This window comes from Brevibacterium pityocampae (assembly GCF_039541555.1).
GTDB classification, from domain to species: domain Bacteria; phylum Actinomycetota; class Actinomycetes; order Actinomycetales; family Brevibacteriaceae; genus Brevibacterium; species Brevibacterium pityocampae.
This window is the reverse complement of the sequence record NZ_BAABGL010000003.1, coordinates 36,695-55,435: the sequence shown is the minus strand read 5'-3', so window position 1 is coordinate 55,435 and position 18,741 is coordinate 36,695. Positions and strand designations below refer to the sequence as shown.

General features: G+C 71.8%; 20 protein-coding genes. 12 read left to right on the top strand and 8 right to left on the bottom strand.

What is annotated here, in order from left to right; genetic code table 11:
* Positions 1-10: 10 nt before the first annotated feature.
* Positions 11-895, top strand: a complete 885-nt coding sequence (locus ABD883_RS03525; protein ID WP_345029889.1) for a hypothetical protein — start codon at positions 11-13, stop codon at positions 893-895.
* Here the strand turns inward: ABD883_RS03525 and ABD883_RS03520 are convergent.
* Together ABD883_RS03520 and ABD883_RS03515 are read right to left on the bottom strand one after the other, a co-directional pair.
* The gene (locus ABD883_RS03520) at positions 822-2,000 is read right to left on the bottom strand and encodes a MalY/PatB family protein (RefSeq protein ID WP_345029886.1); all 1,179 of its coding nucleotides are present in this window, start codon (positions 1,998-2,000) and stop codon (positions 822-824) included. The two genes, ABD883_RS03525 and ABD883_RS03520, sit on opposite strands and share 74 nt — an antisense overlap.
* 31 nt (positions 2,001-2,031) lie before the next feature.
* Positions 2,032-3,114 (bottom strand): C2 family cysteine protease, encoded by a 1,083-nt coding sequence (locus ABD883_RS03515; RefSeq protein ID WP_345029884.1) that lies wholly within the window; start codon positions 3,112-3,114, stop codon positions 2,032-2,034.
* Between the two features lie 222 nt (positions 3,115-3,336).
* Here ABD883_RS03515 and infA point away from each other — a divergent pair, with 222 nt between their 5' ends.
* The 8 genes from infA (at position 3,337) to ABD883_RS03475 (ending at position 9,382) form a co-directional block, all read left to right on the top strand.
* Entirely contained in the window at positions 3,337-3,558 is a 222-nt protein-coding gene (gene infA, locus ABD883_RS03510) for a translation initiation factor IF-1 (protein WP_137317958.1), read from the top strand.
* Positions 3,559-3,638: 80 nt separating this feature from the next.
* Positions 3,639-3,752 (top strand): 50S ribosomal protein L36, encoded by a 114-nt coding sequence (gene rpmJ, locus ABD883_RS03505; protein WP_101652107.1) that lies wholly within the window; start codon positions 3,639-3,641, stop codon positions 3,750-3,752.
* Positions 3,753-3,933: 181 nt separating this feature from the next.
* Positions 3,934-4,302 carry a 30S ribosomal protein S13 gene (gene rpsM, locus ABD883_RS03500; RefSeq protein ID WP_137317957.1) on the top strand — a complete coding sequence of 123 codons (369 nt, stop codon included), beginning with the start codon at positions 3,934-3,936 and terminating at the stop codon, positions 4,300-4,302.
* 35 nt (positions 4,303-4,337) lie between these two features.
* Positions 4,338-4,745 carry a 30S ribosomal protein S11 gene (gene rpsK / locus ABD883_RS03495; RefSeq protein ID WP_137317956.1) on the top strand — a complete coding sequence of 136 codons (408 nt, stop codon included), beginning with the start codon at positions 4,338-4,340 and terminating at the stop codon, positions 4,743-4,745.
* Between the two features lie 147 nt (positions 4,746-4,892).
* The gene (locus ABD883_RS03490) at positions 4,893-5,891 is read left to right on the top strand and encodes a DNA-directed RNA polymerase subunit alpha (protein WP_137317955.1); all 999 of its coding nucleotides are present in this window, start codon (positions 4,893-4,895) and stop codon (positions 5,889-5,891) included.
* A gap of 20 nt (positions 5,892-5,911) precedes the next feature.
* Positions 5,912-6,478 (top strand): 50S ribosomal protein L17, encoded by a 567-nt coding sequence (gene rplQ, locus ABD883_RS03485; protein ID WP_137317954.1) that lies wholly within the window; start codon positions 5,912-5,914, stop codon positions 6,476-6,478.
* A 202-nt stretch (positions 6,479-6,680) separates the two neighbouring features.
* Entirely contained in the window at positions 6,681-7,409 is a 729-nt protein-coding gene (locus ABD883_RS03480) for a penicillin acylase family protein (RefSeq protein WP_345029881.1), read from the top strand.
* Positions 7,406-9,382: a penicillin acylase family protein gene (locus ABD883_RS03475; RefSeq protein WP_345029879.1), complete on the top strand. Its 1,977-nt coding sequence runs from the start codon at positions 7,406-7,408 to the stop codon at positions 9,380-9,382. Before ABD883_RS03480 ends, ABD883_RS03475 begins: the two co-directional genes overlap by 4 nt.
* A gap of 51 nt (positions 9,383-9,433) precedes the next feature.
* Here the strand turns inward: ABD883_RS03475 and ABD883_RS03470 are convergent, their stop codons facing one another.
* The 5 genes from ABD883_RS03470 to purU form a co-directional block, all read right to left on the bottom strand.
* The gene (locus ABD883_RS03470) at positions 9,434-10,516 is read right to left on the bottom strand and encodes a hypothetical protein (protein ID WP_345029877.1); all 1,083 of its coding nucleotides are present in this window, start codon (positions 10,514-10,516) and stop codon (positions 9,434-9,436) included.
* Positions 10,513-11,667 (bottom strand): hypothetical protein, encoded by a 1,155-nt coding sequence (locus tag ABD883_RS03465; RefSeq protein ID WP_137317952.1) that lies wholly within the window; start codon positions 11,665-11,667, stop codon positions 10,513-10,515. The genes ABD883_RS03470 and ABD883_RS03465 overlap by 4 nt, the downstream gene beginning before the upstream one ends.
* Positions 11,664-12,209, bottom strand: a complete 546-nt coding sequence (locus tag ABD883_RS03460) for a hypothetical protein (RefSeq protein WP_254668836.1) — start codon at positions 12,207-12,209, stop codon at positions 11,664-11,666. The genes ABD883_RS03465 and ABD883_RS03460 overlap by 4 nt, the downstream gene beginning before the upstream one ends.
* Position 12,210: 1 nt before the next feature.
* On the bottom strand, positions 12,211-13,800 hold the full coding sequence (locus ABD883_RS03455; protein ID WP_137317951.1) for a phenylacetate--CoA ligase family protein: 1,590 nt from the start codon (positions 13,798-13,800) through the stop codon (positions 12,211-12,213).
* Between the two features lie 166 nt (positions 13,801-13,966).
* Positions 13,967-14,818: a formyltetrahydrofolate deformylase gene (purU, locus tag ABD883_RS03450; RefSeq protein ID WP_137317950.1), complete on the bottom strand. Its 852-nt coding sequence runs from the start codon at positions 14,816-14,818 to the stop codon at positions 13,967-13,969.
* A gap of 163 nt (positions 14,819-14,981) precedes the next feature.
* Between purU and glyA the strand changes: the two genes are divergently transcribed.
* Together glyA and ABD883_RS03440 are read left to right on the top strand one after the other, a co-directional pair.
* Positions 14,982-16,265, top strand: a complete 1,284-nt coding sequence (glyA, locus tag ABD883_RS03445; RefSeq protein WP_137317949.1) for a serine hydroxymethyltransferase — start codon at positions 14,982-14,984, stop codon at positions 16,263-16,265.
* Positions 16,265-17,152, top strand: coding sequence for a bifunctional methylenetetrahydrofolate dehydrogenase/methenyltetrahydrofolate cyclohydrolase (locus ABD883_RS03440; protein ID WP_137317948.1), 888 nt, complete (start codon positions 16,265-16,267; stop codon positions 17,150-17,152). The genes glyA and ABD883_RS03440 overlap by 1 nt, the downstream gene beginning before the upstream one ends.
* A 104-nt stretch (positions 17,153-17,256) precedes the next feature.
* Here the strand turns inward: ABD883_RS03440 and ABD883_RS03435 are convergent, their stop codons facing one another.
* Positions 17,257-17,739 (bottom strand): GNAT family N-acetyltransferase, encoded by a 483-nt coding sequence (locus ABD883_RS03435; RefSeq protein WP_137317947.1) that lies wholly within the window; start codon positions 17,737-17,739, stop codon positions 17,257-17,259.
* Between the two features lie 93 nt (positions 17,740-17,832).
* On the opposite strand from ABD883_RS03435, the gene ABD883_RS03430 reads away from it, so the two are divergent.
* Positions 17,833-18,651, top strand: a complete 819-nt coding sequence (locus ABD883_RS03430; protein WP_137317946.1) for an exodeoxyribonuclease III — start codon at positions 17,833-17,835, stop codon at positions 18,649-18,651.
* The last annotated feature ends 90 nt before the right edge of the window (positions 18,652-18,741 follow it).

Here is an 18,741-nt window from a genome sequence, read left to right as displayed (position 1 = left end):
GAGACGAACAGTGACGGATCAGCACCGCTACCGCATCACCCGCGGTGGTTTCGACGTGGTCTCCGTGTTCGGCTCGCTCGGGGCGAGCGCAGTGCCGGGGCCGGTGATCACCTCGGTGCTCGCTCTCCACGGCTACAGCGAATCCGCTGCTCGCAACCAGGTCGTGCGCCTCGTCTCCCGCGGTCTGCTGCACCGGTCCCAGGTGGGCAGGATCGCCGTGTACCGCCTCGCCGAGGCCCTGCGCCCGAGCTATGGGCGGCTCGCCGGGCGGGTGGAGCACACGGAGTTCTCCGGGGCGTTCGCCGCCGTCGTCCTGTCGATCCCCGAGGCTCGTCGCTCCGATCGTGACCGCGTGCTCGACCTTGCACGGAGATCCGGCTACCGGCCGCTCCGGCCGGGAGTGCTCATCGCTCTCACCGAGGCGGTCGCCGGGTTCCGGGCCGAGGTCGGTGCGGACATCGGGGTCGAAGGCAGGGCCTGGCTCGAGTTCTGCTCCCTCGTGCCCGAGGACATGGACCAGGCCCGGCGCTGGGCCGACCGGGCATTCGGGATCGCCGCGCTGCGAAGCATGATCGGCGATGCCGAGGCGCGGGTCGCCGCAGCACTCGGCGGCTCCGAACTCGGCCTGGTCGACTACTTCGATCTCTACTATGCAGTCTCCGGCGAGCTCATGAGCGCACCGGTCCTGCCGGCAGACCTCGCCCCCGGCCTCGCCATCCACACCCGGCTGGGCCGCTGCATGGGCATGCTCAACGAGTACTACTGGGCAGCGTTCGGCCCCGCCGTGCTGAGCCGGGTGCAGGCGCTGCCGAATGCGGACCTCATCGAGTGGGATCCGCAGGCGCCTCCTGCCGGCCGTCGATCGCCTCGGCCATCCGTTCGACGATCTCCGTGAGGACCGCCCGCGGGGTCGCGGTGTTGATGCGCACGTGCCCGGCGCCGGCCTCACCGCACTCGCGGCCGTTCGTCAGCGCGATCCCGGCGGACTCGCGGAGGAACCGGGCGGGGTCCTCGCCGAGGTCGTAGGCCCGCAGGTCGACCCAGGCGATGTAGCTCCCGGCGGACGGCAGGTGTCCCGCTTCCGGCAGCCGCTCGGCGAGCAGGGCCGCGAGCGCTGCGCGGTTGTCGTCGAGGTAGGCCAGCAGCTCCGCCAGCCAGTCCCCACCCTCCCGGTAGGCCGCGGTCGTCGCGACGATGCCGGGGCTCGCCGTCGAGTGCGCGACGAACTCGCCGAGCTCGGCGAACCGGGCGGCGTCGACGCGGTTCGTGAACACCATCTGCGCGCACTTGAGGCCCGGGATGTTGAACGCCTTGGAGGCCGACAGCGCGGTGATCGAGTGCTCTGCGGCAGCCTCGGACACCGTGGCGTAGGGGATGTGGCGGGCGCCCGGGAAGACGAGCGGGGCATGGATCTCGTCGGCGAACACCCGGGACCCCGTGGCCTCGACGATCCGGCTGATGGCCTCGAGCTCGGTGCGCTCGTAGACCTTGCCGATCGGGTTGTGGGGATTGCAGAGGACGAGCAGCCCGCCGCCGGCGAGCGCGGACTCGAGGGCGGGCCCGTCGACGTCCCAGCCGTCGGCGGTGCGGATCATCGGCACCTCGCGGATCTCGCGTCCGCACAGCGGCGGCACCTTGAAGAACGGCATGTACGCCGGGGTCATGAGGACGACCGGGGTGCCCGGTGCGGTGAACAGGTCGATCATCGCGCGGTACGCGGTGATGACATCGGGCACCGCGGCGACCTGCGCGGGGGCGATGTCCCAGCCGAAGCTCCGTGCGCAGTGCTCGGCGGTGGCCTCGCGGAGATCCCGGAGCATCGCCGGCGGCGTGTAGGTGAAGAGCTCCTTCTCGGTGAGCTCGGCGAGGGCCGAGTGCACGGCCGGGGCGGTGCCGAAGTCGGCCTCGGCGATGAAGGCGCCCAGGGTCTCGGGGATCGCGGTCCACTTGAGGCCGCCGCGGGCGCGGAGCTGGTCCGGGGTGTACTCGGGAATCGTCATGCCTCCACGGTACCGCTCGGTCGGCGGGGCCTCAGCGCAGGCGGGGGCCGACATTGACGCTGATGAACGTGCGGCGGAGCTGGGCCGCGGAGAGGAACAGATCGGTGCGCCGGGGTTCGCCCTCGGTGCCGCCGAGCGGATTGTGCACATGGACCCGCAGCGGCCCGTGCGGGTCGGGCGAGCCGTCCTCGCTCAGCCGGGCGACCCGCCGCACCACGTAGACGTGGCCGTCCATGACGGCGACCGAGCGGTGCGGGTCGTCCTCCCGCGGCACCCGGAACGATCCGCCGGGTCGCACGAGCGTCGAGGCGACGACCGGACGTCCGGCCGCGAGCCAGTGCTCGATCCGCGACAGGCGCAGCGGGACCGGCCGGGCCGGGCACCACCGGCCGGTGAGGAGCCCGAGCGCGACGCCGGCGAAGTCCCCCTGGATCCGCCGGTAGGAGCCGCGCCCGTAGGTCAGTGCGGCCGCCTTCTCCACGAGCGAGGCGGCGTTCGGTCGCAGCCGGCGGTCCCCGGCGCGGTGCGCGGCGGGCACGCGGGGGCTCAGCGTCACCCAGCGGGCCCCCGGCGTGTGGAGCCGCACCTCGACGAGCCCGTTGTCGGTGGGACGGACGAGCGAGGCGGTGAATCCGGGGCGCATGTGCTCGCAGGCGGCGAGCACTGCGATGAACCAGCAGTCGCTCAGCCGTCCCTGCCGGATCGAGAGCGGTCGGACGGGCCGGTTCCGTGCCCCCTCCGCCGGCCGCGCAGCGGCGGACCCGGGGGCGGTGAGGCCGCGCAGCGGCACGGGGACCCAGCGGGCCGGCCCGCGCGGCACCGGTTCGAGCGCCGGCACGGTGTCGAGGGCGCGGGCCACCTCGGCGGCGGAGAGGTCGTGGGCGGCGGCGAGGAGCCGGGGGCCGCGCCGGCCATCGATGCGCAGGCGGCTGCGGAGGCGTCCCGTCAGGGAGGAGGGGCGGCCGCGGGCGGGACGGAGCTCGGCGGACAGGGCGCCGAGATCGGCGCGGGGGAGCGGGTCGACGGCGAGCAGCGTGCGGAGCAGACGGAGATCCTCGGCCCGGCGCGCCGCCAGGGAACGGTGCCGGCGGACGCGACGACGCTCGGTTGGCATGCGCGACCCGATTCCGGTAGAGTAGTTCACTGGTCTGTTATGGGCAAGGAATGAACCCGCCGTGTCGCACCCGAGCTTAGCGCACGGAGGCCCGCCGGCGGTGGATTCCCCACCTGCAGATCCCGGTCGAATCGGAACCCGCCCGGGAGACCGAAGAGGATCCGAGATACGAACGATGCGTGGCCGTCCTGCGGCCACGGGAAGATGAGGTTGACGAACGATATGGCCAAAAAAGAAGGGGTCATTGAGATCGAGGGCTCTGTTGTGGAGGCTCTGCCGAACGCCATGTTCCGCGTCGAGCTGACCAACGGGCACAAGGTGCTCGCGCACATCTCCGGAAAGATGCGCCAGCACTACATCCGCATCCTCCCCGAGGACCGCGTCGTGGTGGAGCTGTCTCCCTACGACCTGTCCCGCGGACGTATCGTCTACCGGTACAAGTAAACGGTCTTTTCGACAGTTTTCGCCGCTCACAGCCCCCGGGTCCTGGCCCGGGGTCTTCGCGGTGAGAAGAAGGATTAACGATGAAGGTCAAGCCCAGCGTCAAGAAGATCTGTGAGAAGTGCAAGGTCATCCGGCGCAACAGCCGCGTCATGGTGATCTGCGACAACCCGCGCCACAAGCAGCGTCAGGGCTGATTCGCTCACCTCGAGCAGATCGACACAGCTGTGCCGCACCCGCGGCGCCAGTGAGCACCACACCCAAGCAGGCCTCGCCCCCTGGACACAGGACGACACCCGCGGCTCGGAGGCCGCGGACCGGTGAGAGCACCGGACAGGTCTGAGCAAGCACCTCCGAACAACCCATGGAGTACACACAATGGCACGTCTTGCCGGAGTCGACCTCCCGCGTGAGAAGCGCGTGGAAGTCGCCCTGACATACATTTTCGGTGTGGGCCGCACTCGTGCGAGCCAGACCCTGACGGAGACCGGGATCAACCCGGACACCCGCGTGAAAGATCTGTCCGATGCCGAGCTCGTGCAGCTGCGCGACTACATCGAAGGCACATTCAAGGTAGAGGGCGACCTCCGTCGCGAGGTCGCCGCCGACATCCGCCGCAAGGTCGAGATCGGCAGCTACGAAGGCCTGCGCCACCGCCGGGGACTCCCCGTCCGCGGCCAGCGCACCAAGACCAATGCGCGCACCCGCAAGGGCCCCAAGCGCACGGTGGCCGGTAAGAAGAAGTAAGCCCTCCAGCCTTCGAATCAGGAGAATCCACACTTATGCCTCCCAAGACACGCGCAGCCTCCGCTGCCCGCAAGACCCGCCGCAAGGACAAGAAGAACGTCGTCAACGGCCAGGCCCACATCAAGTCGACGTTCAACAACACGATCGTGTCGATCACCGACCCGACCGGAGCCGTGATCTCATGGGCTTCCTCCGGTGAGGTCGGCTTCAAGGGCTCCCGCAAGTCCACCCCGTACGCTGCGCAGATGGCCGCGGAGTCCGCCGCCCGCCGCGCCCAGGAGCACGGCCTCAAGAAGGTCGACGTGTTCGTCAAGGGCCCGGGCTCCGGACGCGAGACCGCGATCCGCTCCCTCCAGGCCGCCGGCCTCGAGCTGGGCACCATCCAGGACGTCACCCCGACGCCGCACAACGGCTGCCGCCCGCCCAAGCGCCGGCGCGGCTGACCCGGACCGGCCGGACGATCCGGCGGACCCCACGGGTCCGCTGCGATCGGACGCCGGGCCACCCACCACCGCAAGCGTCACGAGTAGCGATACTCTCAAGTGCATTGCGAGCGTCATATAGCGGATGCTCGCCGAAAGGAAGCCCACGTGCTGATTGCACAGCGTCCCACGCTCACGGAAGAGGCTGTAGACACCTACCGGTCGCGGTTCGTCATCGAACCGCTCGAACCGGGCTTCGGCTACACCCTCGGCAACTCGCTGCGGCGAACCCTGCTGTCCTCCATTCCCGGTGCCGCCGTCACGAGCATCCGGGTCGATGGTGTGCTTCACGAGTTCACCACGGTCCCGGGCGTGAAGGAGGATGTCACCGAGTTCATCCTCAACCTCAAGTCCCTCGTAGTCTCCTCGGAGTTCGACGAGCCCGTCGTGGCCTACCTGCGCAAGCAGGGTCCCGGCGCCGTCACCGCCGAGGACATCTCCGCCCCCGCCGGAGTGGAGATCCACAACCCGGAACTGTTCATCGCCACCCTCAACGAGGACGGCCGCCTCGACATGGAGCTCACGATCGAGCGCGGTCGCGGCTACGTGTCCTCGGCGCAGAACAAGAACGCCGACGCCGAGATCGGCCGGATCCCGGTCGACTCGATCTACTCGCCGGTGCTCAAGGTCACCTACAAGGTCGAGGCCACCCGTGTCGAGCAGCGCACGGACTTCGACCGCCTCGTCGTCGACGTCGAGACGAAGCCCTCCATCACCCCGCGTGATGCCGTGGCCTCGGCCGGCAAGACCCTCGTCGAGCTGTTCGGGCTGGCCCGTGAGCTCAACGTCGAGGCCGAGGGCATCGACATCGGACCGTCGCCGGTCGATGCCGCCCTCGCCGCCGACCTCGCCCTGGCGATCGAGGATCTCGATCTCACCGTCCGCTCGTACAACTGCCTCAAGCGCGAGGGGATCCACACCGTGGGCGAGCTCGTCGGTCGCAGCGAGACCGACCTCATGGACATCCGCAACTTCGGTTCGAAGTCGATCGACGAGGTCAAGCAGAAGCTCAGCGAGCTTGGCCTGAGCCTCAAGGACAGCCCCGCCGGCTACGAGAGCCCGGTCGACGGCGAGGACGTGTCCTTCGTCGAGGACGAGCAGTTCTAAGAATTCCAAGGAGATAAATCATGCCTACGCCCACCAAGGGTCCCCGCCTCGGCGGCTCCCCGGCGCACGAGCGGATGCTGCTGAACAACATGGCGTCCCAGCTGTTCGAGCACAAGTCGATCACCACGACCGTGACGAAGGCCAAGCGCCTCCGTCCCGTCGCGGAGCGCCTCATCACCTTCGCCAAGCGCGGAGACCTGGCCGCACGCCGCCGCGTGCTCGGCCAGATCGCCGACAAGTCGATCGTGCACGAGCTGTTCACCTCGATCGCTCCGGCCGTGGCCGAGCGTCCGGGCGGCTACACCCGCATCACCAAGATCGGCCCCCGCAAGGGCGACAACGCCCCGATGGCCGTGATCGAGCTCGTCCTCGAGGCGTACTCGCCCAAGCAGGCGACCGTCAAGGAGGCCGAGGCGGCCACCGCCGCGGCCGCGCCCAAGGCCGAGGAGTCCCAGGACACCGGCTCGAAGGACGCGGAGTCGACCGAGGAGACTCCGGCGACCGAGCCGGACGTCACCACCGAGTCCGATTCCGAGGACGAGATGGCCGAGGCGGAGTCAGCCGAGGAGAAGTCCGAGGACAAGTGACCTGCTGATCCGCTCCCGCGGATCGACGATCGCCCCGACGGCGGTGCGTGCCGAGTGCACGCACCGCCGTCGTCGTCCTCCCCGGGGATCCGCGCTCCCGTGCGGCGGTGCGGCAGTCCGCGACGCTGTGGCGCGCCGCTGACCCGGGGCGGCATGGCGGATCCGGGATAGGCTCGGGGCAACCGAGGACAGGAGATCCCCGATGCCCCGCAGCCCCTCGCGCACCGACGTTCGCCCTGCTGCGCGCCGGCGCCGTGGACGCCTGCGGCGGATCCTCATGCTCGTCCTCGCCGCGCTGCTCGTCCTCGTCCTCGTGCTCAGCGGGGTCGCCGCCTGGTCGGTGGTGCGGGCCTTCCCGCAGACCGACGGCACCCTCGAGGTGCCGGGCCTCCAGGAGACGGTGACCGTGCAGCGCGATGCCCGCGGCGTCCCCACGATCACCGCCGCCCGCGCCGACGACCTGCTGTTCGCGCAGGGCTTCGTCCACGCCCAGGACCGCTTCTGGGAGATGGGCTTCCGCCGGCACATGACGAGCGCCCGGCTCTCCGAGCTGTTCGGCGAGTCCCAGGTCCCCACCGACACCTTCCTCCGCACACTCGGCTGGCACCGCACCGCACAGGCCGAGGTCGCCGCACTGCCCGCCGAGGAGCGCGGGTACTACGAGGCCTACGCCGCCGGGGTCAACGCCTATCTCGAGGAGCGCTCCGGCGGCGGACTCGGTCTCGAGTACTCGGTGCTCGGGCTGCAGAACCGCGGGTCCTCCCCGGAACCGTGGACGCCGGCGGACTCCGTCGCCTGGCTCAAGGCGATGGCCTGGGACCTGCGGACGAACATCGAGGACGAGACCGCCCGCGCGCTGCTGGCCGGTGACCTCGATCCGGAGCGGATCGCCGATCTCTATCCCGGCACCCCTTCGACGAGCATCCGGTGATACTGGCCGAGGATCCCAGCGGCGCCGGGATCGGCGACGGCGAGGTGCCGCAGCCCGCCGGTGCTCCGGCGGAGCCTGCGCAGCGCGGCGGTGGAACCGCCGATCATCGGGAGCCGGGGAGCGCAGCGGCACACCCCGAGGCGGGCGCGCTGTTCGCCGCGGGCGGCCTGGCGGAGATCCTCGCCGAGGTCGACGCGCTCGTCGGCGGACAGGGCGAGGGCATCGGCTCGAACTCCTGGGTGGTGTCCGGTGAGCACACCGCGACCGAAAGCCCGCTGCTCGCCAACGATCCCCACCTCGGCGCCTCCCTGCCCTCGGTGTGGACGCAGATGCAGCTCCGCTGCTCCGAGGTCACGCCGGACTGCCCGTTCGACGTCGCGGGATTCTCCTTCTCGGGGCTGCCCGGGATCGTCATCGGCCACAACGCGCCGGTCGCCTGGGGGTTCACCAACCTCACCACCGATGTCGCGGACCTCTACGTCGAACGGGTCGACGCGGACGGCTACTGGCGCGACGGCGAGAAGGTCCCCTTCGAGACCCGGGAGGAGACCCTCCGGGTGGCCGGCGGCGAGGACGTCGAGATCACCGTGCGGACGACCGGGCACGGCCCGATCGTCTCCGGGCTCACCCCGGAGTTCACCGGGATCGCGGCCTCCCCACCCACCGGAGCCGATGCCGGGGCCGATGCCGGGGCCGGGCCTGGTGCCGGGGGCGGGGCCGGAACCTCTGCCGGGGAGAGCACGGACGCCGCGGACGACTGGTCCGGCGAGCACGCGCTCAGCCTGCGCTGGACCGCGCTCGAAGCCGGTACCACCGCGCAGGCGATCTTCGCCCTCAACCGGGCCCGGGACTTCTCCGACTTCCGGGCCGCGGCCGCGCTCTTCGACGTCCCGGCGCAGAACCTCGTCTACGCCGACGTCGACGGCAACATCGGCTACCAGGCACCCGGCCGGCTGCCGATCCGCGGCGCCGGGGACGGCTGGATGCCCCAACCGGGCTGGGACAGCGCCTACGACTGGCAGGGATTCATCCCGTTCTCCGAGCTGCCGGTGGAGTACAACCCGGACTCCGGGATCATCGTCACGGCGAACAACGCGATCGTCGACGACGCCTACCGGCACCCGCTCAGCCGCGACTGGGACTACGGGGACCGTGCCGCCCGGATCGTCGATCTCCTCGACGAGGCCGTCGCCGCCGGTCCCGTGACCGGCGCGGACCTCGCCGCGATCCAGCTCGACACCGTCTCCCCGGTGGCCGCACCCCTGCAGCGCGCCTACGCCGAGCTCACGGTGGACGACCCGGACGTCACCGAGGCCCTCGAGCTCCTCGCCGGCTGGGACGGACGCAACGACGCGGACTCCGCAGCCGCGGCCTATGCGAACGTCCTCTTCGACCGCGTGACCGCCGCGCTGCTCGCCACGCAGGGCACCGACATCCCCCGTGACGACCAATCGCGCATCGCACTGGTCCTCGACCAGCTGCTCGACGACCCGGGATCCCCGTGGTGGGCCGGGGACCGGGACGCCCTGCTGCGCACCGCGGCAGCCGAGGCGCACACGGAGCTCGTCGAGCTCCAGGGGGAGGACCCGGCCGGCTGGAGCTGGGGCGAGCTCCACGCCCTCACCCTCACCCACGGCTCCTTCGGGGAGAGCGGCATCGCCCCGATCGAGGCGCTGTTCAACCGCGGCCCCTATCCCGTGGGCGGCGGGTCCGGGGTGGTCAACGCGACCGGATCGGACCTCGACGCGGGCTTCGCGACGACCACCGTGCCCTCCCTGCGGATGGTCATCGACGTCGCGGACTGGGACGACTCGACCTGGCAGAACCTCACCGGAGCGAGCGGCCACGCCTTCCACCCGCACTACACCGACCAGGCCGAGCCCTGGGCCGCAGGTGTCCAGGACCGCTGGGCCTGGTCCACGGCCGCCGTCGACACCGCGACCGAGGACACGCTCACCCTGCGCCCGCGCTGATGCCGGGCAGGCACGGCAGGTGGCCGGGTGCGGGCATCGCGGACCGGCCGCTCAGACCGGCAGGCGTGGAGCCCGGGGGACGGGCGAGCTCGAGCGGCCGGCGGAGAACACCCCGCACGGCTCACCCTCCCGCCCGCGGCGTCCCAGGAAGGCGCGGAGCCCCTCCCGGGTGTCCGGGCAGTCCTTGAGCTCGGAGTGCGCGGCCACCCGCAGACCGTGCCGGCCCAGCACGAGCCACAGCCGCAGCAGGTCCCGGCCGCGCGCGATCCCCGCTATCGGATCCGTGCCGGAATCCTCGGCGCGGCCCCACACGACCAGGCGCGCCGGCGGGCGGCCGATCCCGGGCAGCACGGCCCGGACGGCAGAGCTCGCCGCCGTCGCGGCGGGCAGGGTCTTCACGGTGTCCGCCGTGCAGAGCACCCGGCGGGCGAGCGGCTGCACCCGGGCGAGCGCTCGGGCGACGACCGGGGCCGCCCGAGCACCGAGCACCGGGGCGAGCATCCGGGTGCCGGCGGGCAGCCGCAGGCAGTCGGCGGTGAGGCCGTCGCGCTGGTAGGCGGGGTCGCGCGGGTCGAGGCGCAGCCAGCCGAGCGTCTCCGCCGCCATCGCCGGAGTGGAGAGCACATGGGTGGCCGACTGCGCCTGCAAGTGGGAGAACAGCGGTTCGGGCAGCTGGCTGAGCGCGAGGTCCGAGCACCCCGGCAGCGCGGCGAACTCCGCGACCGCGGCATCGAGCGCGCGGTCATCGGGGAGGAGCCGGCCGCGGTCCACCTGCCGGGCGCGGAGTTCGCGCACGGTGAATCCGGTGAGCGCAGGAGCGGACGTGCGGGTGAACCGGAAGTCGAGGACGAGGTCCGGCCCGACCCCGGACACCGGGCCGGTCTGCAGGGACCACCCGGACTCCGCAGCCGCGATCGCGAGCGCCTCGACCCAGCAGCCGAGCGAGAGGTGGAGGTCCTCGTGCCGGGGATCGGCCTCGGGCAGGGTGCGCGCGGGGTCGACGGTGAGCCGCACCCCGGATCCGGTGGGAACGGGCCGCCACGGCTGGGTGTTGTGGGCCGAGGGCGCGCACCCGGCGACGGCGATCCAGCGCTCGCGCAGCGCGGGAGCGGGCTGGGGGCGGGGTGCACTCATCGCAGATCCCGGACGTAGGTGGTGAGCCCGTGGAGCGGCCGGCCGCCGGCCCGGTCGAACACCGCGGCCGACCCCGGGTTGTCCCGTCCGATCGAGGTCACCCGGAGGCGCCGGTACCCGCCGGCGATGAGGTTCGCGTACACCTGCCGGAGGACGAGGGTGAGCAGCCCGGAACCGGAGTGGTCGGGGTCGGTGCCCTGGATGAGGAGGATCGCGTCGCGGCCCCGGGTGCGGTGGGACGTGAGGAGCTCCGCGACCGCCCGCGGGCCGAGCCTGCCGTCGTGCCGCTGGAGGATCGCGGTGGGGTCGGGGACCACGAGTGCGAAGCACCTCGGGGGAGCGGCGGGAGGGTCGTCGAGACCGTCGGCGGTGACGATGAGTGCCGGGTCCATGAGGGCTTCGAGGCCGGCGGTCTGCCCGGCCATCTGCGCCGGCCCGATCTCCGTGTAGTACGGCAGGGCGGCGAACGCCCGGTTGAGGGTGGGCCGCAGGCGGCGCACGAACCGGCGGGTGCCCACGCGGGAGGGGTGGCGCAGACGCACCCCGGCGGCGGCCGCCTCGGCAGCGGTGGGCGCGGTGGCGCGGGCGGCCGGGACGCCGCCGAGGTCGACGATCCAGGAATCGGCCTGAGCCCAGCGGGTGAAGCCGTGCGCCTCGTAGGCCGCGGGCACGTGTGCCGGGTTCCACGGCGAGTCGAAGAACCCGCGCTCGGCGAAGCCCGCGGTGACGACCCCGCCGGTGGTGTTCGGCAGCGGCGACACCGGACCGAACAGGTGGGTGCAGCCGGTGTTACGGGCCCGCGCGCCGAGCGCCTCGAAGAGCTCTGCGGCGGCGTGCTCGTCGGCGAACTCGGTGGCCCCGAAGCACAGGGCGCGGACCGTGGGCGCGAGCGCCTGCGGCCCGGTCGACAGGCGTGCGTCGAGCGCGGCGCAGCGGTGGGCGGTGGTGCGGCCGGTGACGGTGCCGCCGGTGCGGGCCAGCAGCAGCTCGATCGGCGCCGGGAACCACGTGCGGCCGGTGTGCCAGGACCGGATCTCCGAGCGCAGCAGCGGCACCCGCAGTCCGGACGTGCCCTCGTCCCGGCCCAAGCGGGCCGGCAGCTCGAGGAACGCCGCGAGGTCCGCGCGGGTGCGGACGGGGGAGACGGTCACGAGCGGACCGGGCGGTCTGCTGCAGAGGTGCCGGCCGGCGGGGTGCCGGCGGGTGCAGTGACGGCGGTACCCGGACCGGCCGCGGAGGTCCCGGGCCCACCGGTGGTGGGTGCGTCCGCGGACTCGCCGGTGACCGGGGAGAACCGGTCGATGAGGCCCAGGCGGCCGTCCTCGGCGCGGAACTCGCCGTTCGTGTAGCCCCACTCCTCGGCGTCGAGGATCCGGATGAAGCCGCCGCGTGCCGGTGAGGACCCGTCCCCGCCGACCAGCCAGTGCATGATCGTGTGGTGCTCCGGGGTGCGGGCGAAGCGCAGGAGGTCGTCGCGGGTGGCGAAGGCGACGAGGAGGCCGATCCGGTCGGGGAACTCGTAGTAGCTGCGGTGCCACAGGTACCCCGGTGCGTGCTTGAGCGCGCGGGCGAGCTTCGGCCAGCGGCGGATCTGGCCGAGCATCGCGAGCGGGCTGCGGTAGCGGTTGCAGCCGAGGAAGAACGATCCGGCCCGCGCCTGCGGGGGTGCTGCGGAGAAGTCGTTCGAGCGCATGTCAGGCCTCCAGGTAGACGTTCTTGATCGTCGTCGTCGGGCGGGAGAACGGGCCGGCGCCGTGGTCGTGGACGCGCACCCGCAGGTCGGCGGCGCTCGGGTCCTCCTCGAGGGATTCGGCGAAGTCCCGGGACACCGCGGTGAGGTGGGCGACGACCCCGGCCCGCACCGTGTCGGCGAGCTCGCCGCGGGCGGCGTCGTCGAGGTCGGCCGCGGGCTCCGTGGCGGGGTCGCGCAGCTGCAGGTGGAGGGTGGGGCGCTGCTCGAGCTCCCCGACGTCGTCGAGGCTGATCCGGAAGCCCTCGATGAGATGGGCGCGCGGGTTGTCGGCGTAGATCCCGTTCTCCACATCGAGCGGGTAGATGTTGGCTCCCATGTAGGAGATCGTCGAGTCCGAGCGGCCGAACAGGAGGACGAACGGCAGCTTCATCCGCTGCCGGGCGAACGCCTCCGAGCACGCCGCGGCGAGCTCCGGGCGGGTGCGGGTGAGCTCGACCATGGTGGGGAAGTCGATGAGCCGGGCCTCGTCGCCGATGTTGTAGCGCAGGCGCGGACTCATCACCGCCGCGGAGTTGATGGTGACGACGAGATCGCCGTCATCGGTGGTCTCGAGGTAGGTCTCGAGCGGGTTGTACTGGAACACCATCGGGGTGCGCGCCTCGTCCTCCCCGAGCACCTCGGCCCGGAACCCCGGGTCCTCGGCCAGCGCCCGGCGGATGACGACGGACAGGTCGGACTCCCCGGCCATCCCGATCGTGAGGTCGGAGGCGCCGTAGCCGGAGTACACCCGGGCGAAGCGCTGCTCGAGGTGGTCGCGCAGGCCCTCCGTCATCGCCTCCCCGCCGACGAAGCCGTTGAGGGTGTAGGCGTCCCACACCTCGGGCTCGGCGGCCATCCGGTCGACGACGTGCTTGAGGAAGGGCGGGTAGGCGCTGATGAGGTAGGTGAAGCCGGGGCCGAAGTGCCGCAGGGTGTCGAGGATCTTGTCGAGGTCCGGCCCGGTGTTCTTCACCATCGCCACCTTCGCCATCGCCTGCCCGGTGTTCGTGCCGGTCGCCCAGGCGCCCATCGAGAAGGCGTTGATGCAGAACAGGTTCTCGCTGCCGAACAGCATGGTGACGTAGCCGGCCACATTCTTGTGGACGGTGTCGAGCTCCTTCTTCGAGCGCATCCAGTTGAACGGCGTGCCCGAGGATCCGGAGGACTCGTCGACGACGGTGCCGGCGATCTCGATCTCCCCGTTCCAGCAGCGCGCGGCCTCCGGGTAGGTGCGGACGTAGTCGTCCTTCGAGGTCGGGGTGTAGCGCTCGAGGTCCCACCAGGCGAAGGAGTACCCGGAGCGGGCGAGGTGGTCCTGGTAGGCCGGCACGTCGAGGCTCGCGTGCTGGCAGATCATCCAGGCGTTGAGCTTCGCGAACCGCTCGAGCGCCGGGTGGTAGTGGCGGGCGGTGAGGCGCCACACCGCCGGGTGCACGCGGTAGGCCCCGTAGACCGTGGTGAGGCCGGCGTTGGCGAGCCGCAGCAGCGCCTGCCGGGCGAGGTTGACGGGGCGGCGCGGGATCGGGAGCGTCCGGAGAGGTGTCTGTGCCATGCACCCACGCTAGACCGCCGGTCGCGCCCGGCGGAAGCGTGCGAAGGCCGATGTTCCGGATCCGGTACAGCGGTGGCGGATCCGGGCAGGAGCGGGGCCGCCGGGCGAGTGCCGGGCCCGAGGTGCGGCCGGCGCCGGGGTGGCCGGCGGGTGACGGACCCGCCGGTCAGCGGAAGACGACGGTCCGGTTGCCGTCGAGGATGACCCGGCCCTGCGCGTGCCAGCGCACCGCGCGGGCGAGCACGGACGCCTCGACCTCCTGCCCCTGCTCGACGAAGTCCGCCACCGGCTGGGCGTGGGTCACCCGGGCGACGTCCTGCTCGATGATCGGGCCCTCGTCGAGGTCGCTCGTGACGTAGTGCGCGGTCGCGCCGATGATCTTCACGCCGCGGGCGTGGGCCTGGTGGTAGGGGCGGGCGCCCTTGAAGCTCGGGAGGAAGGAGTGGTGGATGTTGATCACCCGGCCGCGCATCCGCTCGCACACCGCCGGGGACAGGATCTGCATGTAGCGGGCGAGCACGACGAGCTCGACGTCGAGCTCCTCGACGAGCCGCAGCAGCTGCGCCTCGGCGTCGTCCTTGGTCTCCGGGGTGACCGGGATGTGGTGGAAGGGCACTCCGTGGAACTCCGCCAGCGCTACGAGGTCGGGATGGTTGCCGACGACGCCGACGATGTCCGTCGGCAGCGCCCCGGTGCCCTGTTGGAAGAGGAGGGTGTTGAGGCAGTGGCCGGCCTTCGAGACCATGACGAGGGTGCGCTGCCGACGCGAGGCCGGGTGGAGCTCGATCGACATGCCGAGGCGCCGCACGACCGGGGCGAGGGCCTCGCGGATGACCTCCTCGGGAGCACCCGTGCGGAACTGGAGGCGGAGGAAGAACACCTCGGTGTCCTGGGAGCCGAACTGCTGGGACTCGGTGATCGTGGCGTCGACGTCGACGAGCACGCCGGTCACCGCGTGCACGATGCCGCCGCGATCGGGGCACGAGATCGACAGCACCCATTCCTGGTCGGTGAGCATGCCTCCCATGGTAGGGGCGGGCGCCTCGGCTCCGGGAGCCGGTCCGGCAGGCGGACCGGGTGCGGGGCCGGCTGCGGGCTCGTGGCGGCGACCGGGGTGTGGACTAGGATTGGGCCCGTGCGGTCGGCCGGCCGCAGCTGCACCGTCGCAAGGAGTCACAGGAATGAATGAAGCACCCGATTCGATGACCGCCTCGCTCGGCGCAGTCGACCCGGAGATCGCCGCGGTCCTCGACCAGGAGCTCGCCCGCCAGCGCGACTCCCTGGAGATGATCGCCTCGGAGAACTTCGTCCCGCGCGCCGTGCTGCAGGCCTCGGGCTCGGTGCTGACGAACAAGTACGCCGAGGGCTACCCGGGTCGCCGCTACTACGGCGGCTGCGAGGCCGTGGACATCGCGGAGAACCTCGCGATCGAGCGGGCGAAGGCGCTGTTCGGCGCCGAGTACGCCAACGTCCAGCCCCATTCGGGCGCCTCCGCCAACGCCGCCGTCATGCACGCCTTCGCCCGGGCCGGCGACAAGCTCCTCGGCCTCGACCTCGCCCACGGCGGCCACCTCACCCACGGGATGAAGATCAACTTCTCCGGCCGCCTCTACGACATCGCCTCCTACGAGGTCGACCCCGACACCTACCGCATCGACATGGACGTCGTGCGGCAGCGGGCGCTCGAGCACCGGCCCAAGGTCATCGTCGCCGGCTGGTCGGCCTACCCGCGGCAGCTCGACTTCGAGGCCTTCCGCTCGATCGCCGACGAGGTCGGGGCGGCCCTGTGGGTCGACATGGCGCACTTCGCCGGTCTCGTCGCCGCCGGACTCCACCCGAACCCGGTGCCGCTCGCCGACGTCGTGTCCTCCACCGTCCACAAGACGATCGGCGGCCCGCGCTCGGGCTTCATCCTCAGCCGCGACCCGGAGCACGCGAAGAAGCTCAACTCCGCGGTGTTCCCCGGCCAGCAGGGCGGCCCGCTCATGCACGCGATCGCGGCCAAGGCCGTGGCCTTCAAGCTCGCCGGGACCGAGGAGTTCGTCCAGCGTCAGGAGCGCACCCTCGAGGGAGCACGCATCCTCGCCGAGCGGCTGCTCGCCTCCGACGTCGCCGAATCCGGTGCGACGGTGCTGTCGGGCGGCACCGACGTCCACCTCGTGCTCGTCGACCTGCGGAACTCGCAGCTCGACGGGAAGCAGGCCGAGGACCTCCTCCACGAGGTCGGCATCACGGTGAACCGCAACTCCGTGCCCTTCGACCCGCGGCCCCCGATGGTCACCTCGGGCCTGCGGATCGGCACCCCGGCGCTCGCCACCCGCGGTTTCGGGGCCGCGGAGTTCACCGAGGTCGCCGACATCATCGCCGAGGCGCTCAAGCCCGGCCCCGATGTCGAGGCGCTGCGGGGACGGGTCGCGAAGCTCGCCGCCGACTTCCCGCTCTACGAGGGTCTGGAGCAGTACTGATGAGCGCGCAGATCCTCGACGGGAAGGCCGCCGCGGCGGCGATCAAGGACGAGCTGCGGGAGCGCGTCGCGAAGCTCCGGGAGTCCGGTGTCGTGCCCGGCCTCGGGACCGTGCTCGTGGGCGAGGACCCCGGCTCGCAGTCCTACGTGGCCGGCAAGCACCGCGACTGCGAGCAGATCGGCATCCGCTCGATCCGGAAGGACCTGCCGGAATCGATCAGCGCCGAGGAGCTCGACGCGGTCATCGACGAGCTCAACGCCGACCCGGAGTGCACCGCCTACATCGTGCAGCTGCCGCTGCCGGACCACATCGACACCGATGCCGTGCTCGAGCGGGTCGACCCGGACAAGGACGCCGACGGCCTCCATCCGATGAACCTCGGGCGGCTCGTGCTCAACGCCAACCGGCCGATCGCCTCGCCGCTGCCGTGCACCCCGCGCGGGGTCATCGAGCTCATGGAGCGCAACGGGATCGAGCTCGCCGGGAAGCACGTCGTGGTCGTCGGCCGCGGCGTCACGGTGGGCCGGTCCATCGGATCGCTGCTCACCCGGCGGGAGCACAACGCGACGGTGACCCTGACCCACACCGGCACCCGGAACCTCGACGAGGTGCTGCGCACCGCCGACGTCATCGTCGCCGCCGCGGGGTCCGCCGGGCTCGTCACGCCCGAGGCGGTCGCCCCCGGTGCGATCGTGCTCGACGTCGGGGTGTCGCGGGTGGAGGATCCGGAGACCGGCAGGAGCCGGATCGTCGGCGACGTCGATCCCGGGGTGGCCGAGGTCGCCGCCTGGCTCTCCCCGAACCCCGGGGGAGTGGGCCCGATGACCCGGGCGCTGCTCCTGCGCAACGTCGTCGAGATCGCCGAACGGCAGGCCGGGCCGGCCTGAGAGACGCGGACGACGACAGCGGGCCCGGAACTCCCCTGGAGTTCCGGGCCCGCTGCGATCCGAAGCGATGCCGGCGTGCACGGTCGGCCGCGCACGCTCCCGCGTCAGAGCTTCATGTGGAAGAGCACGCGCGCCACACCGGGGCCGGCGTAGTCGCTCACGAGCTCGGCCTCGAAGCCGAGCGAGGAGTGGAAGGAGATCGCGTCGCTGTTCTCCGGCACCGTCGTCGCTTCGACCTCGTCCTCGCCGAGCCGGCGGGCGCGGTCGATGAAGGCGGTGTAGAGACGCCGGCCGATCCCGCGGTGGCGGAAGTCGTCGTGCGCGGCGACGAGGTGGATGTAGGACGGGCCGTCCTTGGGGAAGCAGCCCAGCAGGTACCCCACGATCTCGTTGCGGAAGCGGGCGACGAGACCCCCGGATGCCATCTGGCGGAACCAGTACGGGTCGTGCTCCTCGCTGAGATCCTTGTCGCCCCAGAAGTGCGAGGACTGCTCGGCGAGGAAATCGCGGAGCTCCATGGCATCGACCTCGTCGAGCGGATGGATGGTGAGCTGGTCCAGGTCGAATGTCGACGGCGTGTCGGTCATGGCGTCCTCCTTCGGAAGCAGTGCTGTGGACACAGTCTACGTGCTGCGGCCGACGGAGAGCAGTCGTCTCACGGAGCGTGCGAGGATTGCCCCATGATCCGAATCGCTGCAGTCAACGTCAATGGTGTGCGCGCCGCCTGGCGCAAGGGGATGAGCCCGTGGCTCGAGAGCGCGGGTGCGGAGATCGTCACGCTCCAGGAGGTCCGCGCCCCGAACGAGATCGCCGAGGGCGTGCTCGACGGGTGCGGGTACGCGGTGTACAGCGCCGACGCCGAGGCGAAGGGCCGGGCCGGCGTCGCCGTCCTGTCGCGGAGCCCGGCGGACGCAGTGCGCGTGGGGATCGGAGAGGAGTACTTCGCGCGGTCCGGGCGGTGGATCGAGACCGACCACCGACTGGCCGACGGCAGCACGCTGACCGTCGTGTCCGCCTACGTCCACTCCGGGGAGGCGGGCACCCCCAAGCAGGACGACAAGTACCGGTTCCTTGACCGGATGCTCGTCCGGCTGCCCGAGCTCCGGGCCGCCGCCGACCACGTGCTCGTCACCGGCGACCTCAACGTCGGCCACACCGAGCTCGACATCAAGAACTGGAAGGCGAACCGCAAGAAAGCCGGATTCTTGCCGGAGGAGCGGGCCTACTTCGATCGGTTCTTCGGGGAGCTCGGCTACGTCGACGTCCACCGGCGGCTGTCCGGCGAGGTGCCCGGGCCCTACACCTGGTGGTCGATGCGCGGCAAGGCCTTCGACACGGACGCCGGCTGGCGGATCGACTACCAGATGGCGACGCCTGAGCTCGCCGCCGCCGCGCGGGCCGCCCGGGTCGACCGGGCCGCGACCTGGGGCGAGCGGTGGAGCGACCATGCCCCGCTCGTCATCGACTACGACCTGCCGGGCCTCGCCGCCGGGGAATGACCCGGGCACGGCCGGACGCGACGAGGGCCGCCGAGGTGATGATCACCTCGGCGGCCCCGTGCGCGGTGCACCGGCCGGGTGACCGTCGCC

What these genes read in the sequence shown, in the direction of transcription:
- ABD883_RS03520 (WP_345029886.1), bottom strand. Translation starts at nt 2,000, where the DNA reads ATGACGATTCCCGAGTACACCCCGGACCAGCTCCGCGCCCGCGGCGGC.
- ABD883_RS03515 (WP_345029884.1), bottom strand. Translation starts at nt 3,114, where the DNA reads ATGCCAACCGAGCGTCGTCGCGTCCGCCGGCACCGTTCCCTGGCGGCG.
- infA (WP_137317958.1), top strand. Translation starts at nt 3,337, where the DNA reads ATGGCCAAAAAAGAAGGGGTCATTGAGATCGAGGGCTCTGTTGTGGAG.
- rpmJ (WP_101652107.1), top strand. Translation starts at nt 3,639, where the DNA reads ATGAAGGTCAAGCCCAGCGTCAAGAAGATCTGTGAGAAGTGCAAGGTC.
- rpsM (WP_137317957.1), top strand. Translation starts at nt 3,934, where the DNA reads ATGGCACGTCTTGCCGGAGTCGACCTCCCGCGTGAGAAGCGCGTGGAA.
- rpsK (WP_137317956.1), top strand. Translation starts at nt 4,338, where the DNA reads ATGCCTCCCAAGACACGCGCAGCCTCCGCTGCCCGCAAGACCCGCCGC.
- rplQ (WP_137317954.1), top strand. Translation starts at nt 5,912, where the DNA reads ATGCCTACGCCCACCAAGGGTCCCCGCCTCGGCGGCTCCCCGGCGCAC.
- ABD883_RS03480 (WP_345029881.1), top strand. Translation starts at nt 6,681, where the DNA reads ATGCCCCGCAGCCCCTCGCGCACCGACGTTCGCCCTGCTGCGCGCCGG.
- ABD883_RS03470 (WP_345029877.1), bottom strand. Translation starts at nt 10,516, where the DNA reads ATGAGTGCACCCCGCCCCCAGCCCGCTCCCGCGCTGCGCGAGCGCTGG.
- ABD883_RS03460 (WP_254668836.1), bottom strand. Translation starts at nt 12,209, where the DNA reads ATGCGCTCGAACGACTTCTCCGCAGCACCCCCGCAGGCGCGGGCCGGA.
- ABD883_RS03455 (WP_137317951.1), bottom strand. Translation starts at nt 13,800, where the DNA reads ATGGCACAGACACCTCTCCGGACGCTCCCGATCCCGCGCCGCCCCGTC.
- purU (WP_137317950.1), bottom strand. Translation starts at nt 14,818, where the DNA reads ATGCTCACCGACCAGGAATGGGTGCTGTCGATCTCGTGCCCCGATCGC.
- glyA (WP_137317949.1), top strand. Translation starts at nt 14,982, where the DNA reads ATGAATGAAGCACCCGATTCGATGACCGCCTCGCTCGGCGCAGTCGAC.
- ABD883_RS03440 (WP_137317948.1), top strand. Translation starts at nt 16,265, where the DNA reads ATGAGCGCGCAGATCCTCGACGGGAAGGCCGCCGCGGCGGCGATCAAG.
- ABD883_RS03435 (WP_137317947.1), bottom strand. Translation starts at nt 17,739, where the DNA reads ATGACCGACACGCCGTCGACATTCGACCTGGACCAGCTCACCATCCAT.
- ABD883_RS03430 (WP_137317946.1), top strand. Translation starts at nt 17,833, where the DNA reads ATGATCCGAATCGCTGCAGTCAACGTCAATGGTGTGCGCGCCGCCTGG.